This window comes from Halopseudomonas pelagia CL-AP6 (assembly GCF_000410875.1).
Lineage (GTDB): Bacteria > Pseudomonadota > Gammaproteobacteria > Pseudomonadales > Pseudomonadaceae > Halopseudomonas > Halopseudomonas pelagia.
The window spans coordinates 192,350-210,018 of the sequence record NZ_AROI01000008.1 but is presented as its reverse complement, the minus strand read 5'-3'; the positions used below and the strand labels follow the sequence as shown (position 1 = coordinate 210,018).

The window sequence follows — 17,669 nt, the reverse complement described above, 5'->3', positions numbered from 1 at the left end:
CGGTGGGTCGTGAGGGTTAAACAGGGCTGGAATAGTTAAAGCATGTGATTGATTCGGAACACGTTGCCTTCCGGGTCCATCAGTACCGCCTGATACCAGTCGTAATACGTCTTGTACGGCGGCTTGACCAAAGTGGCGCCGGCCTCACAGGCAACCGGCACCATGCGGTCGACTTCTTCGGGACTGTCGACGTCGATGTTGAGCAGGAACTTGCAACCGTGGGTGTCTGCATGCTCGTTTAGATGCAGCAGCTCATAGGCATCCGGCGCGTTGAAACCGATGCAGCAGGTACCGGCATCCAGGCCACGGAATATGGGGGAGCGAATTGCTTCCACCTCCGGGAAGCCAAATACCCGCTGATAAAACCCGCTGAGCGCTTCTATGTCGCGGGCAAACAGGTTCACATAGGAGAGTTTGCTCATCTCATGCCACCTTGCTGCCGCCAAAGGTGGTCTGGCGCACGAACTTTGACTGCAGGTGGTCACCCGAGGTGACTGGTGCATAGCGAGGCTGTTTGCCCTCGGCCACGCAGCTGGGCAGACACTCCACCACAACGTCATAGTTTGGCTGGTGGAAGAACACCAGTGACTGGCGTTGCTGGTCGCCGGCGGCGTCTTCCGGAGGGTTGACCACCCGGTGCAGGGTGGATATCCACTGATCGTTGGTCCATTGCATCATCAGGTCACCGATGTTGACTACGAAGCCGTCTTCTACAAAGGGTACGTCAACCCATTCGCCCTCGCGGTTGCATACCTGCAGACCCCCTAGCGCGCCGTCCGGTTTGACGATGGTCAGGCTGCCATAATCGGTGTGCGCGCCGGCACGCAGTTGGCCTTCCTCGATGCCGTTCCGAAGGTGTGGATAGCGCAGGCTGCGAAACATGCTGATGTGTTTGTCGATCTTGTCATCGAAGAAGCTTTCCGGCAGCTCCAGGGCTAGTGCGAAGATGCGCATCAAGCTGCACGCCAGGTCACCCATGGCCTCGAAGTACTCAGCGTAGGCCTGTTCAAAGCCTGGCACTGCGGTCGGCCAGACGTTGGGGGCAAAATGCGGGCCGGCCAACGCTTCGGAGTAATATGGTTCATCCGGGATATTCTGCGGCCCGATCGAAAAAGACTCTTTCAAATCACCCGGCGCCGCTTCTTCCATCGAGTATGAAAGGCTTTCTTCGGCCACCGCACTGTATCCGCGCACCATATCCGGGCGCGGCCTGTTTGCTTTGCGTTTTTCGTCCATGGGCAGATCGAAGAATAGGCTGGTCAGCCTGCTGACCCGTTCAATCAGCTCAGCGGGAATCTGGTGTTGGGTGATCACCAGAAAGCCGATATCGCGGCACGCCTGATTGACTGCCTTGGCCACGCCGGCCTTGCCTTCGGCGCTGCCATCGAAATAGGGGCCAAGATCGATGATGGGTACATACTGAAGTGTCATACGACTATCACCTCCGATTGAATATCGGGAAACGGCTCAGCGGCGCGCCCGACCTGAAGAATCCGTAGGCGACTCAAAATCGCCCGGCATTCCAACGGAGGAAATATTTGCAGCAACTATGCCAATACCGCTTTTTTATTGAATAACAATAGGTTGGCGTTTCAGGCAGGCTTAAATTTGATCAAATGGTCTGGTTCAGAGCACCTGGTTTGGGCGCGTAGCCCAAAAACAGGGCGGCCACCCGCGATCAAGGACGCGGGCGTATACCCTGCAGTACCAGCAGCTTGAGGTTTGCCAGGGTCTCGGCAAAGAAAGCCGGATCATCCAGGGTGCGACCGGACACCGCCTCCACCTGTACACGAAAGTCGGCATAGTGCTGGGTGGTCGCCCAGAGCGAGAAAATAAGATGATGGGGCTCAATCGGGGCCAATTTGCCCGCAGCGATCCAGGCATTGATGACCGCGACCTTGGACTCGACGATCTCGCGTAGCGACGAGCGCAGCTCATTCAGCAGCAATGGCGCGCCCTGAATCACTTCAAGGCAGAACAGGCGTGACTCGGCCGGGTGGTCGCGGGACAGTTCCAGCTTGACCTGCAGGTAATCACCAATGGCCTCCATCGGGTCCTGCTCAACGCTGAAAGCCTGCAGCGGTCGCAGCCATACCTCCATTAACTGTCGTAGCACGTTTATGTACAGCTCTTCCTTGGAGGCGAAGTAGTACAGCAGATTGGTCTTGGACACATCCGCCTGACTGGCTACCTGATCGAGGCTGGTACCGTGCAGGCCGTAGCGCGAGAAGATATCCAGCGCGGCCTCCATGATCGCGCTGCGCTTGGTTTCCATCAGTCGCTTGCGTCGGTTCAGCGTCGCTTCGCTCGGGACCCGGCTGCGGGCCTTGGGCTTTTTTGCTGGCGTACCTGGCCGCCGTATCTGTTTGCTCACTGGATCATCTGCCTCGTTCCCTGGTGTGCGCATTCTACCCCTGTTGATGCCTCGCAGCTCAAGCGCCTGGGCGTGCCCCAAAACGCACCGGCGTGCACAAACCAAGTGCTCTAATTCAGACTAGTTGGTCTGCTATAAAGCGTGATAATTTCCCAAGATGTTGAAATTTAACAATAAAGCAAACATGGCCTGCTTTGTGCTTTTGCCTGTTCAATGGTCGGCGGTGATACCGATCACCCTGTTAAACGTACCTCAGAGGGCAATCCAATGAATGTAGGCATCTTCATACCTATCGGTAACAACGGCTGGCTGATCTCAAAAAACGCCCCCCAGTACATGCCGACCTTTGATTTGAACAAGGCCATTGTGCAACGTGCCGAGCACTACGGCTTCGAGTTTGCGTTGTCGATGATCAAGCTGCGCGGCTTCGGTGGTGAGACCCAGTTCTGGGAACACAACCTTGAATCCTTCACCCTGATGGCCGGCCTGGCCGCCGTGACCGAACGCATCCAGCTATTCGCCACCGTCGCCACCCTGACCATCCCGCCCGCGATAGTGGCGCGCATGGCCTCGACCATTGACTCCATCTCCCATGGCCGCTTCGGCGTCAACCTGGTCACCGGTTGGCAGAAGCCGGAGTACTCGCAGATGGGCCTGTGGCCCGGTGACGAGTTCTTTGCCAATCGCTACGAGTACCTTAGTGAGTACGCTACCGTCCTGCGCGATCTGTGGAGCACTGGTACCAGCGACTTCAAGGGCGAGCATTTTAAGATGGAAGATTGCCGTGTGAGCCCTAAGCCGCAGGCCGATATGAAGATCATCTGCGCTGGCCAGAGCGAAGCCGGCATGGCCTTTACCGCCAAGTATGCAGACTACAACTTCTGTTTTGGCAAAGGTGTGAACACGCCCAAGGCCTTCGCGCCTACCGTGGAGCGCCTGGAAAAGGCCACTGCCGAGAGCGGGCGCGATGTCACCTCGGTTGCCCTGTTCATGGTCATCGCCGACGAAACCGACGAGGCTGCACGCGCCCGTTGGGAGTTCTACAAGGATGGCGTAGACGAAGAAGCCGTGGCCTGGCTGGGCCAACAGGGCGCCGCAGACACCAAGTCCAAGGGCGATACCAACATACGGCAGATGGCCGATCCCACCTCGGCGGTCAATATCAACATGGGCACGCTGGTGGGCTCCTACGAGTCGGTCGCGCGTATGCTCGATGAAATCGCCGAGGTGCCGGCCACCAGCGGCGTCATGCTTACCTTCGATGACTTTGTGCAGGGCATCGAAGACTTCGGCCAGAAGATTCAGCCGCTGATGAAAAGCCGCAAGCATGTGACCGACATGCTGGAGAGCGCCTGATGAGCTGCCTGAGCAAGCCGATTGTCGGGTATGCGCCGAACCGCAGCCAGGACACTAGCGTGATTCTCCCCGCGCGCCCCGAGTCGCTGGCAATCAATACCAGCGATACGGCGCTGATCGTGGTCGACATGCAGAACGCCTACTCCACCAAGGGGGGTTACCTTGACCTTGCCGGATTTGATATTTCCAGCACCGGTCCGGTTATCGCCGCTATCGCTAAAGCGATCAAAGCCGCACGCGCGGCCGGCGTACAGGTCGTTTTCTTCCAGAACGGCTGGGATCCGGAGTACACCGAAGCCGGAGGCCCTGGCTCGCCCAACTGGCACAAGTCCAATGCCATGAAGACCATGCGCAAGAATCCCGAACTGATGGGCAAGCTGCTGGCCAAGGGCACCTGGGACTATGATCTGGTGGATGAGCTGCAGCCCCAGCCCGGCGATTTGGTGGTGCCCAAGCCCCGTTACAGCGGCTTCTTCAATACCGCCTTCGATAGCCTGTTGCGTAGCCGTGGTATCCGCAATCTGGTGTTTACCGGTATAGCCACCAATGTCTGTGTGGAATCCACGCTGCGTGACGGATTTTTTCTCGAGTACTTTGGCGTGGTTCTCGCCGACGCCACTCACCAGGCCGGCCCGGATTACGTTCAGCAGGCCTCGCTGTACAACATTGAAACCTTCTTCGGCTGGGTCAGCACTGTGGATGATTTCTGCAGCAGCCTCGCTGCTAACGCGATTCCCCAAGGAGCAACTGCATGAGCAAACAGACCGTACTACCCGCCGGCACCGGGAAACCCCTGGCGCCCTACGTTCCGGGCTCAATGGCCGATGGCATTCTTTACGTGTCCGGCACCCTGCCCTTCGACAAGGACAACAATGTGGTCCATGTTGGCGACGCTGCAGCGCAAACCCGCCACGTTCTGGAGACCATCAAGGGCGTGGTCGAGGAAGCGGGCGGCAGCATGGATGACGTCACTTTCAACATGATCATGTTGCGTGATTGGAGCGATTATGCCGCCATTAATACAGTCTACGCCGAGTACTTTCCTGGCGAGAAGCCGGCGCGCTACTGCATTCAATGCGGACTGGTAAAGCCCGACGCCTTGATCGAAATCGCCAGTATTGCCCATGTCGGCTGAGACGGCAGCGGGGATGCATATCGAAATCCATGGCCGGTGTGACGCGGCCGCCCCGACGCTGGTCTTCAGCTCGGGGCTTGGCGGTACCGCGCAGTTCTGGACACCGCAGCTGGCTGCACTGGTAGATGATTATCGGGTGGTGCTGTACGACCAGATGGGTACCGGGCGCAGCCCTGCCGTGCTACCGGACGATTACAGCATCGCTGCCATGGCCAGCGAGCTGCGCGAGCTGCTGGCTGCCAAGGGTATCGACGAATATCACCTGATCGGTCACGCATTGGGTGGGCTGATCGGGCTGGAGCTGGCGTTGCAGAAGGCTCCAGGCCTGCGCAGCCTGACGCTGATGAACGCCTGGGCGGTGGCCAGCCCGCATACCGCCCGCTGCTTTTCAGTACGCAAGCAGCTGTTGGTCGCTGCCGGACCTGCCGCCTACGTTGAGGCGCAAGCGCTGTTTCTCTATCCACCGAGCTGGATTGCCGAGCACATCACGCAGCTGGAGGCCGAGGATCGGGGGCACGTCGAGGGATTTCCGCCAACCGCGAATCTGTTGCGCCGTATCGCCGCGCTGTTGGCTTTTAAGCCCGGCTCAGAGGCGCTGGCTGGCATTCGCCAGCCTACTCTGCTGATCGCCAACCGCGACGACATGCTGGTGCCCTGGACCTGCTCGCAACAATTGCAGGAGCAACTGGCCAACGCGCAACTGGAATGCTTTGAGTACGGTGGCCACGCCTCGAGCGTGACTTGCCCCGAAACGATCAACACGACGCTGAAGCGCTTCCTCCTCAGCGTTTTCACGATACCCACTACGGCGCCTGAGTGAGGGCAACCATGCACGATTCACTGGATCAAAACGCATTGCAGCAACTGTTTACCGAAGCACGTAGCCACAACGGCTGGGTTGATCAGCCGGTGCCGGACAGCTTGCTTGAAACGCTCTACAACCTGACCAGAATGGGGCCGACCTCAGCCAACTGCAGCCCGGCTCGCTTCGTTTTTGTGCGTACCCGTCAGGGCAAGGAGCTGCTCAAGCCGTGCCTGTCTTCGGGCAATCTGGAGAAGACCATGAGCGCGCCGGTGACCGTGATAGTCGCCTATGACAGTCGCTTTTATGATCGCTTACCCGAGCTTTTTCCGCACGCGGATGCGCGCAGCTGGTTTACCGGCAGCCCGGAGATGATCCACGAAACCGCCTTCCGTAACAGTTCCATGCAGGCGGCCTATCTGATCATGGCGGCGCGGAGCCTGGGCTTGGATACCGGCCCCATGTCCGGCTTTGACGCCAAGGCGCTGGACGCAGCCTTCTTCAGTGATAGCCACTGGAAATCCAATCTGCTGATCAACCTCGGTTACGGCGACAGCAGCAAGGTATTCGACCGTTTGCCGCGTCTGAGTTATTCCACAACCTGCATTCTGACCTGAAGGAGTAAGCCATGTTGGCCGCCCAAGCACCTGATTCAATAACTATGGAAGTAAGCCGCGAGGCTTTTCGTAATGCCATGTCGGTCCTTGCTGCTGCGGTCAACGTGGTCACCACCGACGGGCCGGCTGGCCGTGCCGGCTTCACCGCGACCGCAGTCTGCAGCGTATCGGATGAGCCGCCCAGTCTGTTGGTGTGCCTTAACCGCAGTGCTTCGGTATACGAAACCTTCTGCGCCAACGGGCATTTGTGCGTCAATACCCTGACCGCCGATCAGCAGGCGCTATCGAATCTGTTTGGTGGCAAAACCTCCATGACAGAGCGTTTTGCTACCGCTGACTGGAGCACTGAATGCACCGGTGCGCCGCTGCTGGATGACGCATTGATCAATTTTGACTGTCGCATTACCAATCGCGTAGCGGTTGGTAGTCACGATATTCTCATCTGCGAGATTGTCAGTATTCGTCAGCGCGAATGCGGCGATAGCCTGATCTATTTCCAGCGCAGTTATTGCAACGCCATACAACTCATGTCAGCGCAGCATGGATAACGAGAGATTGCTGCTCTGCACTGGGGCGCGATCATAAAGGTGACAGAGCTCCCTCCTCATGCTCAGCCAACCAGGCAGCGCGGCGCTCGAGCAGGGCGCGGCAGGCGTGCTCGGCCTCGTTCATATAGCGTGGCAGGTCGCCGTTGAGTAACTGCTGGTTCTGCATCACGATGCGTCCGGCGACCATGGTCATACAGACATCACCGCCCAGCGCGCCGTGTACCAGATTATGATGCACGTTCATGAACGGGCCTTCTGTAAGGAAAGGCGTCATGCGCGGCGTATCCGCGCGCACGGCGATGATGTCAGCCTGCTTGCCTGGCTGCAGCGAGCCTATCTGGTCATCCATGCCGATCGCGCGGGCGCCCTCAATGGTGGCGCTACGCAGTACGTTCCAAGCGCCATAGGCCGCGGCATCCATACAGCGTAACTTGGCCAGCAGCGAAGCAATCTTGATTTCCTCGAGCATGTCCAGATTGTTGTTCTCTTTTTCACCGTCAGTACCGATGCCAACCGCAACGCCGGCGGCGATCAATTGCTCGATAGGTGCCGAGCCGCTGGCCAGCTTCATGTTGCTGGACGGATTATGCGCAACACCGATGTTTTTCTCGGCGAGCAACGCGATTTCGTCCTCGTCCAGCCAGACGCAGTGCGCCAGTAGCACCCTCGCTGGTTCCAGTAGCCCAAGACGCTCAAGCGCGCGGATGGGGCTGCAACCGAAACGCTTCATGGCTTCGCCGATTTCCGCCTCGGCTTCGTTGGAGTGGGTGTGCAGGCCGGTGTTGTAGCGTGTACAAAGCGCGACTGCGCGGCGGCAGGCTTGCGGCGTGGCATAGTACATGTGCTCCAGGCCGACCCAGACGTTGATGCGGCCGTCTGCCTTACCGTGCCACTGCTGGATCAGCGCTTCGTTGTCATCTAGCGTGTCGAAGTAATCGTAGCCTTCCGCCTCGCCGACATAAGGCACCATGACTACCCGGTTGCCGAGGGTTTCTGCGGCGCGCGCGGACCCTGCCATGTGCCGCCACATGTCGACCGAGGTGGTGGTGCCGGAAAGCAGGCTTTCGGCGTAGCACAGCCAGGAGGCAATTTCTGCATCCTCGGCGGTGAGTACCCGGTGCATGGGGTCGATGTACAGGCGCAGCCATTCCCAGACCGGCAGGTCTTCGGCGGTGCCACGTAGAAAACCGGAATGGCTGTGGGTGTTGATAAGGCCAGGCATCAGTACGGCGCGGCCATAGTCGTGCCAGACCGCCTCCGGCGCCATCGCCATTATCTCTTCCCGGGTGCCGGTGGCGATGATCTTCTGCCCCTGCACCAATACAGCACCTTGCTGGATGACCGGGTTATCGGCGGTCATAGGCAGAAGAATGTCGGCTGTCAGTACCTGCTGTTCGCTGGCCGTTGTTGCCTGAGTCTGCATGATATTCCTGAGCGTGGGGCTGCCGCAGCCAGCTACTGACTGCGACAGCGGTTGCGGTTAGTTAGCTGCCGACGCGGCAACCGCCGGGTATTTGGCCACTAGCGCCTTGATCGTATCGGTACCGATAAATCGGGTAGTGAAAGCCTTGGTATAGTCAGTGTCCGGCTTGACCAGGCCAATACTTTTCAGCTGCTCACTGGCGGCTTTCCAGCGCGCATCGTTCATGGAACCGATGCCGTTCTCCAGGGCGTCTCCGGAAACCAGGATGCCGCGGTCGCGCATCTCGCTCAGTGAGTTGGCCATCTGGCCTTCGGTCTGGCTTTCATTCAACTGGTTGATCACCTTATTGGTCGCGCTGGGATCACTCAGGTACTGATACCAGGCATCAATGGAGGCCGTCACAAAGCGCTCAACCAACTCGGGTTTGTTTTTCACGGTATCGGTGGTGGTAACGATGAGAGTTGAATAGGACTGCCAGCCATAATCGGATAACAGGAACAGATTAGGGTCGATATCGGCCTGCCTTACCGCATAGGGCTCCGAGGTGATGTAGCACTGCTGGCTGAGGCCGCTGTCGGCTATAAAGGGGCCCATCTGGAAGGTATAGGGACGAACCTGATCATCGGTGTAGCCATACTTCTGCTTAAGCCATGGCCAGAATGATTGATGCGCGTCCTGCGAGAGCAAAATCGGTTGGCCCTTGAGATCTTCCAGGCGATCATGCCCTACACCCTTGTGGGTCATAATCGCCTGCGGATCCTTTTGATAGAATGCGGCAACGGCGACTACGGGCAGATCCTCCTCAATGGCTTTCAGTACTTGCCCGCTGGAATGCAACATGACGAAATCGGCGCGGCCGGAAACCAGCAATTGCAGATTATTGATCTGGGGGCCACCAGGCTGCTGATCTACTTCCAGGCCGTATTGAGCATAGATGCCGGCGTTGGCCGCCTCATACCAGCCGCCGTGTTCGGCTTGCGGAAACCAGTTGGTACGATAGCTGATCTTTTCCAATGCAGAGGCCGCTGTCGGCAAGGCCAACATAGCTGACCCCAAGAGAACGACACCGGCCTGCTTGAGCATCCGGCGGCTTAGCGCAACTGGTTCATGGAATGCCTTGTTCATCAATTACCCCTTTCTGGTTGGTATAAAGGTGGGCGGGCGTTGATGGAACCTGAGACAGGTTCAGTTGTTCATCGCCATGAACTTGTTATTCTGCTTCCAATAAGCTGACCGAATAATCAACTTTCTGGATGGCGAGGCAATAGCGAAAGCAATAGGCATGCCATGGATTGCAGGGGCTCTGTTTTTCATTTCCTGATCAAAGGGTCAGCTAAATGCATGCACTGCCTTGCAGCGTTTTCGTCGCTGCTGCACTGCAAAGGTTCAGAATGCAAGCGGCCACGACGTGGCGCGGCTCAGTGCAACTGGCTGGCGGCTAAGTCCACTGAGGCCGGTTCCGGGATCACCTGGCCTGCTATACGAGCCACCCGAGCCCCCAGCGCGTAGCCGATAGCCAGTTCTCCCGGGTCCACACCCAAGCGTCCGTCAAAGCCGGTTACCACCGAAGCACCATAGGGCGAGCCGCCGCTGCGGGTGTGCACCAGTTCGGGTACGCTGTGGGGCACGCCGATGATGATCATGCCGTGCTGCATAAAGGGCATCAGCAGCGACATCAGCGTCATTTCATTGCCTGAGTGCATGCCGCCGGTCGACGTGAAAGCCGCGCCGACCTTGCCTATCAGCGCACCTTGGCGCCACAAGGGTGCTATCTCGTCGATAAAGGCGCGCAGCGGCGTGCTCATCAAGCCATAGCGGGTCGGCGAACCCCAGATGATCCCGGTAGCCCATTCAAGATCCTCTGCACTGGCCTGCGGCAGTGCCTGGAATTCGGCCTGGGCGGCGATAAAATCTGCCCGCGAGGTATCGACACTGAACTCGGGATCGCTCAGCGCCACACGACACAGGCGCACTTCGGCGCCCTCAGCCAAAGCACCCTCGGCAATTGTCCGGGCCAGGGTCAGGGTGCTGCCGTAGCGCGAGTCCACTATCACGGTGATGCGTGAGGTCATCAGTTGCTCCAGTTATTCAACAAGGGGTTGGTCAATAAGCAGAATTTGCAACCTGCATGCCATGAACTGGCATATATCGTGAATATCTGACCGTTCGGACATGAATTTAATGGGAGGCACGAAATCATGCTGGTAACTGATGCGCCCTCGGCGCTACCGGTGATCGATCTGTCAGCGTTGCGTGGCGACGTGGAGGCGGACAAGTTGGAGACCGGGCGACAATTGCGCGATGCCTGTCTGCACACCGGGTTTTTCTATATTGCCGGGCACGGCATTCCCGACGCGCTGATCGATCAGGTGTTTACCGAGTCGCGGGCGTTCTTCGAGCAGTCTGTGACGGAAAAGCAAAAGGTCGACAAGGCCAGCTCTGCGGCCAATCGCGGCTACGAGATGCTCGGTGGGCAGACGCTTGAGCCCGGCATGCCGCCGGACCTGAAGGAAGGCTTCTATATCGGTGAAGAGCTGCCTGCGGATGACCCCAAGGTGCTGGCCGGCGGCTTTAATTTGGGCCCGAATCAATGGCCGCCCGCGCTGTCGGGCTTCCGTCCGGTCATGCAGAGCTACTTCACCGCCATGCTGGCGCTGAGCGAGCGCATCATGGCGGGTCTGGCGCTGTCGCTGGATCTCCCGGAGGCTTTCTTCGCAGATTTTTGCCAGGACCCTCTGGCCACGCTGCGTCTGCTGCACTACCCGCCGCAGCCGGCAAAACCACTGCCAGGGGAAAAGGGGTGCGGCGCCCATACCGATTTCGGCGGCATCACTATCTTGCTGCTGGATGATAAACCCGGCTTGCAGGTCTGGGATGCGGCACATGATCGCTGGCTGGACGCGCCGCCCATCCCCGGCGCCTTTGTGGTCAATCTTGGCGATATGATTGCGCGCTGGACCAATGATCGCTACCGCTCAACCCTGCACCGTGTGGTCAATACCTCGGGCACCGAACGCTATTCGGTGCCCTTCTTCTACAGCGGTGCGCTGGGTCACGAAGTGCGTTGCCTGCCGGTATGTCTGGCCCCTGGCGAGACGGCAAAATATCCGTCCACCACTGTGGGTGAGCACCTGAAGGAGATGTACCGGAGGACCTATGTCTGAGTGCAGACCGACGCTGTTATTGATCCATGGTGCTTGGGCCGGCAGTTGGGTATGGGCGCAACTGACGCCGTTGTTGCAGGCGCAGGGGTATGCGGTGCTGACGCCGGATATGCCGGGCTCGCCCCAGCACCCAGCGGAGCCAGAGAAGGTATCGCTGCAGGGCTGCGTTGATCATGTGGTGGACTGCTGCGCCGGGATCGCCGGACCAATCATGCTGGTTGGGCATTCCGGTGGTGGCGCCATCGTCACCCAGGCGGCGGAGCGTATGGCGGAGCGGGTTGCAGGGGTGGTCTATATTGCCGGCATGATGCTGCCTTCCGGCAGCGGATTTGCCGGGCTGGTCGCTGAGCTGGTCAAGCGTGAGCCCGCCGCTTCGGGCATAGGCCCTCACCTGCAATGGTCCGCTGACCGCAGCGCCTCCTGGGTGCCGGTTGAGGCCATCCGCGAGATATTTCTGCAGGACTTGCCTGATGATCTGGCCCTGGCGGCGGCTGAGCGCTTCTCCTTGCAGCCCGAAGGTGCGCGTACCCTGGTGCCGGTCTGGACGCAGGAGCGTTTCGGGCGCTTGCCGCGCTTGTATGTTGAAGCGCTGCAGGACCGCTCGGTGGTCCTGGCCGCGCAGCGGCGCATGCAGGCGCTGGTGCCCGGGGCCGAGGTGGTCAGTCTGGATACCGGCCACGTGCCCCAGGCATCAGCGCCCGCTGCGTTGGCCAAGGTGATGGTCGCTTTCGCTTCCCGGCATGCCGGAGCGGACTGAAGGCAATCCATCGAGCTGGCTGGCGCGCTATGGCCGGGCGTCAGCACAGCGTTCAGCCGCAAATACGGGCAATTTACGCTGCCCAGCGGTCGGCCCTGGCCTGGTATGAAAGCTACTCTGCAAGGTTACCCAACACGCCTGAACTGGCCATACGCGGCCAGGGGCATCGCCAAGGAATTCACTCATGAGCAAGACCCTGTTACTCAAGAACGCGCGCCTGGTTGCGACCATGGACAATCAGCAGCGCGAGATTGCCGGAGGCTCGGTACTGATTCGCGGCAATCGCATTGAGGCGGTTGGCCCCAGCGCCGACCTGCCCGATACGGCTGACCGGGTGATTGATATGAGTGGGCATATTCTGCTGCCTGGCCTGATCAATACCCATCACCACATGTTCCAGTCACTGACCCGAGCCCTGCCAGCGGCGCAGAATGCTGAGCTCTTTGACTGGCTGACGGCGCTGTTTCCGGTCTGGCAGAACATCACCCCGGCGATGCAGCGCGCCGCAACGCGTACGGCTATGGCCGAGCTGATGCTGTCGGGCTGCACCACCGCAGCCGACCATGCCTATCTATACGTCAATGGCACGCGGCTGGATGACAGCGTTCAGGCCGCGCAGGAAATGGGCATGCGCTTTCATGCGGCGCGGGGCGCAATGAGCCTCGGCCAGAGTCAGGGTGGCTTGCCGCCGGATGCGCTGGTCGAGCAGGACGAACAGGCGATTCTGCGCGAGATGCAGCGGGTCATCGAAGAGCTGCACGACGCCCGCCCCGATGCGATGATTCGCGTGGCGCTGGCGCCCTGCTCACCCTTTACCGTGACCACCGATCTAATGCGCGAGGCGGCCAGCCTGGCCCGCTCCTACGGCGTGGGGCTGCATACGCACACTGCGGAAAACAGCAAAGATCTGGCTTTCAGCAAGGAGCGCTACGGGATGACGCCGACCGAGTACACCGAGTCGGTCGGCTGGGTAGGCCCGGATGTCTGGCACGCCCACTGCGTGCATCTGGATGAGCCGGGTATTGCCCTGTTCGCCCGCACCGGCACCGGGGTCGCCCATTGCCCCTGCTCCAACATGCGTTTGGCCTCGGGCATTGCGCCGATCCGCAGAATGCGCGATGCCGGCGTCAAGGTGGGGCTGGGTGTCGACGGCAGCGCTTCGAATGACAGTAATCATCTGCTCGACGAAGCGCGTATGGCAATGCTCTCGGCTCGCGTAAGAGATGAAAATCCCGGCGCGATGACCGCTCGCGAGGCGTTGTATATCGCGACCAGAGGCGGTGCCGAGGTGCTCGGCCGTGATGACGTGCTTGGCCGCATCGAGCCGGGCTACTGCGCCGATATAATCGCTTTTGGTACGGATGACATCAGCATGGCAGGTGCCCAGAGTGATCCGCTGGCAGCGCTGGTGTTCTGTACGCCGCCACGGGTAGCGCACAGCTTTATCAACGGGCGACAGGTGATAGAAGACGGTCAGCTACTGACCCGCGAGGTACCTTTGATCATCGAGGAGCATAACCGCCTGGCTCTGGAGCTGTTACAGGGCCGCTGAGTCCTCCAGCCAGCGTCGCACCTGCCGACGCTGGCTGGAGGGCGTCTATTGCTCGTGAGTGCGATGCTCGTAGGTGGCGTTGAGGCGATAGGTCAGGTAGTCGGAGCAACTGATTGGCGCATATTTGGGCTGCTGGTCAGGCAGAATATCGCGTGGGTCGACAATCGACTCTGGATTCACCTCAAGAAAAAACGCCATTGAGTAGCGCTCCTGCTCCGGCGGACGGACCCGGTGCGGGGTCGAGACGTAGGTGTCATTGCTCCAGCGCATCAGGCAGTCGCCGATATTGCAGACGAAGGCACCTGGCACATGGGGCGCCTCGATCCACTGCCCCTGCCTGTTGGCCACCTGCAACCCGGCCACCTGATCGGTGGCCAGCAGGGTCAGATTACCGTAATCGGTGTGGGCCCCGGCGCCGCCGTCCTCGCGCTGGGACTGCCCGGCACTGGCGGGATAGTGCAACATGCGCAGTGTGGCGATTGGCGATGTCAGGTGGGTATCGAAGTAGTCTTCCGCCAATCCCAAATCGATGCTGAAACCGCGATGGATCAACCGGCCCAGATCCAGGCAGGCGTCGAAATAGGTCAGCATCTCTTCGCGCCAGCCGGGTATTGCGGGCCAGAAGTTCACGCCCCGGAAAGGTTTGCCAGCGAGTACATCGGGGTGGTCGGCCGGAAAATCGGTGCCAATATTGAAAGCTTCCTTCATGTCCGCGCCGGATGCCGGGTTGAGTTTCTCATCGGCCATTGCCACGTAGCCGCGGTTGTGCGGTGAGAGCTTGATTGACAAGCCTTGCTTGTCTGCCAGAGGCAGCGCAAAAAAGCGTTTGGCATTGTTGAAGGTATCTTTTACCAGTTCAGCGCCGATGCCGTGATCGATCACATAGAAAAAGCCCACTTCACGGCAGGCAATGCCTAATTGACGCGCGACCTGGGCGCGTTCGTCCGGGTTTTGACTGCGTAGGCCGGAAACGGAAATGATGGGTAGGGATTTCATGCTGGACTCCTCTGCCTAGAGCATGCGGGTACGTAGATGGGCTATATCGCGGCATTGCTGAAACAGCTGGATTCCCTGCGCCTGCGCTTGCGCCAGCAGCTCTGCTTCACTGACCTGGGTGGCGCGGCCATTGGCGATCAGTTGGCGACCGTCGACCCAGACACTGGCGACATTCTGGCTGCCAGCGGCGAATACCAGATTCCACAGCACGTTACCGCCCTGGATATCAATCTCGGCTGGGGTCATGTTCGGCATGTTCAGATCGAGCAACAACAGGTCAGCGCGCTTGCCGACTTCCAGCGAGCCGATGTTGCGCTCCAGGCCCAACGCGCGAGCGCCGTTGATGGTCGCCATGCGCAGCATCTGTTCGGCCGGTAGTACGGTGGCATCCAGGCGGGTGGCCTTCTGGATCAGCGAGGAAAATTTCATCTCCTCGAACAGGCTCAGGCTGTTGTTGCATACCGGGCCGTCGGTGCCCAGGCCGACGGTCAGTCCGGCGGCGAGCATCTCCGGTACCCGCGCTACGCCGCTAGCCAGTTTGGCATTGCTGATGGGGCAGTGGGCGATGGCGCTGCCGGTGTTGGCCAGGCGTTGTATTTCCTCGTCATTCAACCAGACGCAATGGGCCAGCAGGGTGCGTTCGCCGAGGATGCCGTAATGATCCAGTTGGGCGATCGAACGGCGCCCGAAGTGCTGTTCCACTGCCTGGTCTTCCTCGCGCTGCTCACAGGCGTGGGTATGTATGCCGACGCCATAGTCTTGCTGGCATTGCAGTGCTTCGGCATAGGCGTCGGCCGTGCAATAGAACAGGTGCTCCAGCCCCATCCACACCTGAATGCGTCCGTTCTGGCTACCGTGGTGGCTGTGGATCAAGGCACGATTCTCCGCACGGGTAGCGAAGAAATCCTTGCCGGGCGCGTCGGCCACATAGGGTGCCAGATTAACGCGCAGACCGATGTCAGCCGCCGCGTCGGCGCAACGATGCATGAAGCGGTACATGTCCATTACGCAGGTGGTGCCGCTTTTCAATGCTTCCAGGTAGCACAGCCGTGCGGAGTGGTAGGCGTACTCCTCAGTGAGCGCGCGGTGCTCAAGCTGGTAGTACGGCAGCCAATCCATTAACTGCATATTCTCGGTAACGCCGCGCATCAGGCTTGAGTGCGAGTGGCAGTCGATGAGTCCGGGCAGTAACGCATGCCCCTTGGCTTCGATAACCGGACAACCGTCCGGTATGACTATCTCGGCCGTTTCCCCCAGCGCGCTGATGCGTCCGTGGTCGACAATCAGGGTACCGCTGGCGATCACCTGGTTATGTGGATCCACGGTAAACAGGGCGGCATCACGAATGGCGAAACGATTCAACGGGTTTACCTCTGGGCGCTGACGTTGGCGAACAGCGCGAGGCTATCGCGACTGAGCTGTCCGACGTTGATCAGGCGCATATTGTTCATGTGGGGATATCCAGGCCGCAACCACGCAGAATCACGCTGGTCAGAAAATCGGCGGCATGATCGAAGTCCTGCTTCTCATACTCCGCCTTGTTTTCCACCATCAGAATCTGCACCTGGAAGTCGGCATAATGCTGGGTTGATGACCAGATCAGAAAGATCAGCTGTACCGGGTCGACCTGAGCCATACGGCCCTCGTCAATCCATTGCTGGATGACGGTTGCACGCCCCCTGACCCAGTCACGCATGGTGCCGCGCAGATGGTTCATCAGAAAGGGCGCGCCCTGAATGATTTCCATCGCGAACAGGCGCGAGGCTAGCGGATGGGTACGGGATAGTTCGACCTTGGTACGAATAAACGCGGTTAGTGCCGTGGCCGGATCGTCTTCAGGTGCCACCGAGGTGAATACCGCATTCCAGCGCGACAGGATGTCGTCGAACATGGCGCCGTAGATTTCCTTCTTGTTGCTGAAGTAATACAGCACATTGGATTTCGGTAGCTCAGCCCGTTCGGCTATATCCTGGATGGTGGCACCGCGAAAACCATGCTGGGCAAATTCCTGCTCCGCCGCAGCCAGAATGATTTCGCGATTACGTTCGCGAATACGTCCGGGTCGGTAGGTCTTTGATCGGGTCTTGGTTGTCATGCCTGTCTCGTCACTTCTACGCGGTAGGGAGTTCGACATTAGCCGAACTCCCTGACTTGATCAAAAGTGAAATTTAACCAGGGCGCTGACGGCGCTCTCGGTGTCCATGACGGCATCGCCCAGGCCGTACTTGTTGTTCCAGTAGGAGTACTCGATACCGGCATAGAGCACGCGCGGGCTGCCGAAGTAGTTACCGATATCCAGTTTCAACTGCGGGTTAAAGTGGAAGTCGGACTTGTGGTCGTCTGCGGCGGAAGACCAATCGATATAGCCGTCAAACAGAATGCGCGTAGGGCCGAACTCCATGGGGGCGCCCCAGACCACAGTCAGTTGGTAGTCGTTATCGGTTTCGCTGTTGTTGACGTGGTAAACCCGGGTGCCGAAGTACTGCAGGCCGGGAATGTTCCAGTCCAGCCCCATCCCCAGCATGACGTTGTTGACGTTGGTGCCGCCGCCGAACTCGTATTGACCAGACAGCGTCACATCCTTGATCAGCCCGTAGCTCAGGTCATTGCCAGTCAACCAGCCAAGGCTGATGTTCGGCGCAAATTCGCCGTAAATGTCGTCGCTGTCCGAGTCCTTGCCGTGCCCCTGGTTACGGTCGACGAAGAAGAAGGTGCTGCCCCAGTTGTGGCCAGTGGCGTTCTCGAAAGTGAAGTAGGTATCGGTGCGCTTCTGCGGACCAAAGGCCTGATAGTCGTCACTGTAGAGTAAGGAAATGCTGGAGTCCGAGAAGTACTTTTCGGCGTGAGCAGCGGGAGTGAAGGAAGCTGCGATGCAGACTGCCATCAGGGTTTTGTGCAATGTTTTCATGGTCGTTTCCTTAGATGTGATTTAGTTTTTGGTTGGC

The 17,669-nt window shown here is 59.2% G+C and carries 19 protein-coding genes; 9 read left to right on the top strand and 10 right to left on the bottom strand.

What is annotated here, in order from left to right; all coding sequences use genetic code 11:
- Positions 1-35: 35 nt before the first annotated feature.
- The 3 genes from K787_RS0107420 to rutR form a co-directional block, all read right to left on the bottom strand.
- Entirely contained in the window at positions 36-422 is a 387-nt protein-coding gene (locus tag K787_RS0107420; protein ID WP_022962163.1) for a VOC family protein, read from the bottom strand.
- A gap of 1 nt (position 423) precedes the next feature.
- The gene (locus K787_RS0107415; protein ID WP_022962162.1) at positions 424-1,431 is read right to left on the bottom strand and encodes an isopenicillin N synthase family dioxygenase; all 1,008 of its coding nucleotides are present in this window, start codon (positions 1,429-1,431) and stop codon (positions 424-426) included.
- Positions 1,432-1,678: 247 nt separating this feature from the next.
- Positions 1,679-2,407, bottom strand: coding sequence for an HTH-type transcriptional regulator RutR (gene rutR, locus K787_RS0107410; RefSeq protein WP_022962161.1), 729 nt, complete (start codon positions 2,405-2,407; stop codon positions 1,679-1,681).
- A gap of 234 nt (positions 2,408-2,641) precedes the next feature.
- On the opposite strand from rutR, the gene rutA reads away from it, so the two are divergent.
- Genes rutA through rutF form a run of 6 tightly spaced genes read left to right on the top strand, consistent with a single transcriptional unit; the run spans position 2,642 to position 6,832 of the window.
- Positions 2,642-3,730 (top strand): pyrimidine utilization protein A, encoded by a 1,089-nt coding sequence (rutA, locus tag K787_RS0107405; RefSeq protein WP_028614708.1) that lies wholly within the window; start codon positions 2,642-2,644, stop codon positions 3,728-3,730.
- Positions 3,730-4,485 (top strand): pyrimidine utilization protein B, encoded by a 756-nt coding sequence (gene rutB / locus K787_RS0107400; protein WP_022962159.1) that lies wholly within the window; start codon positions 3,730-3,732, stop codon positions 4,483-4,485. The genes rutA and rutB overlap by 1 nt, the downstream gene beginning before the upstream one ends.
- The gene (rutC, locus tag K787_RS0107395; protein ID WP_022962158.1) at positions 4,482-4,865 is read left to right on the top strand and encodes a pyrimidine utilization protein C; all 384 of its coding nucleotides are present in this window, start codon (positions 4,482-4,484) and stop codon (positions 4,863-4,865) included. The genes rutB and rutC overlap by 4 nt, the downstream gene beginning before the upstream one ends.
- A 13-nt stretch (positions 4,866-4,878) precedes the next feature.
- Positions 4,879-5,685: a pyrimidine utilization protein D gene (rutD, locus tag K787_RS22510; RefSeq protein ID WP_022962157.1), complete on the top strand. Its 807-nt coding sequence runs from the start codon at positions 4,879-4,881 to the stop codon at positions 5,683-5,685.
- Between the two features lie 8 nt (positions 5,686-5,693).
- Complete coding sequence (locus tag K787_RS0107385) at positions 5,694-6,284, top strand: malonic semialdehyde reductase (RefSeq protein WP_022962156.1); 591 nt, start codon at positions 5,694-5,696, stop codon at positions 6,282-6,284.
- An 11-nt stretch (positions 6,285-6,295) separates the two neighbouring features.
- Positions 6,296-6,832 (top strand): NADH-dependent FMN reductase RutF, encoded by a 537-nt coding sequence (gene rutF, locus K787_RS0107380; RefSeq protein WP_022962155.1) that lies wholly within the window; start codon positions 6,296-6,298, stop codon positions 6,830-6,832.
- A 31-nt stretch (positions 6,833-6,863) separates the two neighbouring features.
- Here the strand turns inward: rutF and K787_RS0107375 are convergent, their stop codons facing one another.
- From K787_RS0107375 to wrbA, 3 genes are all read right to left on the bottom strand, one after another.
- Positions 6,864-8,255, bottom strand: coding sequence for an amidohydrolase family protein (locus tag K787_RS0107375; RefSeq protein ID WP_022962154.1), 1,392 nt, complete (start codon positions 8,253-8,255; stop codon positions 6,864-6,866).
- 57 nt (positions 8,256-8,312) lie between these two features.
- Positions 8,313-9,380 carry an ABC transporter substrate-binding protein gene (locus K787_RS22505; protein WP_022962153.1) on the bottom strand — a complete coding sequence of 356 codons (1,068 nt, stop codon included), beginning with the start codon at positions 9,378-9,380 and terminating at the stop codon, positions 8,313-8,315.
- Positions 9,381-9,673: 293 nt separating this feature from the next.
- On the bottom strand, positions 9,674-10,327 hold the full coding sequence (gene wrbA, locus K787_RS22500) for an NAD(P)H:quinone oxidoreductase (protein WP_022962152.1): 654 nt from the start codon (positions 10,325-10,327) through the stop codon (positions 9,674-9,676).
- 126 nt (positions 10,328-10,453) lie between these two features.
- Here wrbA and K787_RS0107355 point away from each other — a divergent pair, with 126 nt between their 5' ends.
- The 3 genes from K787_RS0107355 to K787_RS0107345 all read left to right on the top strand — a co-directional run bounded on the left by K787_RS0107355 (position 10,454) and on the right by K787_RS0107345 (position 13,728).
- Complete coding sequence (locus K787_RS0107355) at positions 10,454-11,419, top strand: isopenicillin N synthase family dioxygenase (RefSeq protein WP_022962151.1); 966 nt, start codon at positions 10,454-10,456, stop codon at positions 11,417-11,419.
- Entirely contained in the window at positions 11,412-12,176 is a 765-nt protein-coding gene (locus tag K787_RS0107350; RefSeq protein ID WP_022962150.1) for an alpha/beta fold hydrolase, read from the top strand. The genes K787_RS0107355 and K787_RS0107350 overlap by 8 nt, the downstream gene beginning before the upstream one ends.
- Positions 12,177-12,360: 184 nt before the next feature.
- Positions 12,361-13,728 carry an 8-oxoguanine deaminase gene (locus K787_RS0107345; protein ID WP_022962149.1) on the top strand — a complete coding sequence of 456 codons (1,368 nt, stop codon included), beginning with the start codon at positions 12,361-12,363 and terminating at the stop codon, positions 13,726-13,728.
- Between the two features lie 45 nt (positions 13,729-13,773).
- Here the strand turns inward: K787_RS0107345 and K787_RS0107340 are convergent, their stop codons facing one another.
- The 4 genes from K787_RS0107340 to K787_RS0107320 all read right to left on the bottom strand — a co-directional run bounded on the left by K787_RS0107340 (position 13,774) and on the right by K787_RS0107320 (position 17,632).
- Positions 13,774-14,724 carry an isopenicillin N synthase family dioxygenase gene (locus tag K787_RS0107340; RefSeq protein ID WP_022962148.1) on the bottom strand — a complete coding sequence of 317 codons (951 nt, stop codon included), beginning with the start codon at positions 14,722-14,724 and terminating at the stop codon, positions 13,774-13,776.
- Positions 14,725-14,739: 15 nt separating this feature from the next.
- On the bottom strand, positions 14,740-16,086 hold the full coding sequence (locus K787_RS0107335; RefSeq protein ID WP_022962147.1) for an amidohydrolase family protein: 1,347 nt from the start codon (positions 16,084-16,086) through the stop codon (positions 14,740-14,742).
- A gap of 85 nt (positions 16,087-16,171) precedes the next feature.
- Positions 16,172-16,819, bottom strand: a complete 648-nt coding sequence (locus tag K787_RS0107325; protein ID WP_022962146.1) for a TetR/AcrR family transcriptional regulator — start codon at positions 16,817-16,819, stop codon at positions 16,172-16,174.
- A gap of 60 nt (positions 16,820-16,879) precedes the next feature.
- Positions 16,880-17,632 carry an outer membrane protein OmpK gene (locus tag K787_RS0107320; protein ID WP_022962145.1) on the bottom strand — a complete coding sequence of 251 codons (753 nt, stop codon included), beginning with the start codon at positions 17,630-17,632 and terminating at the stop codon, positions 16,880-16,882.
- Positions 17,633-17,669 lie beyond the last annotated feature (37 nt).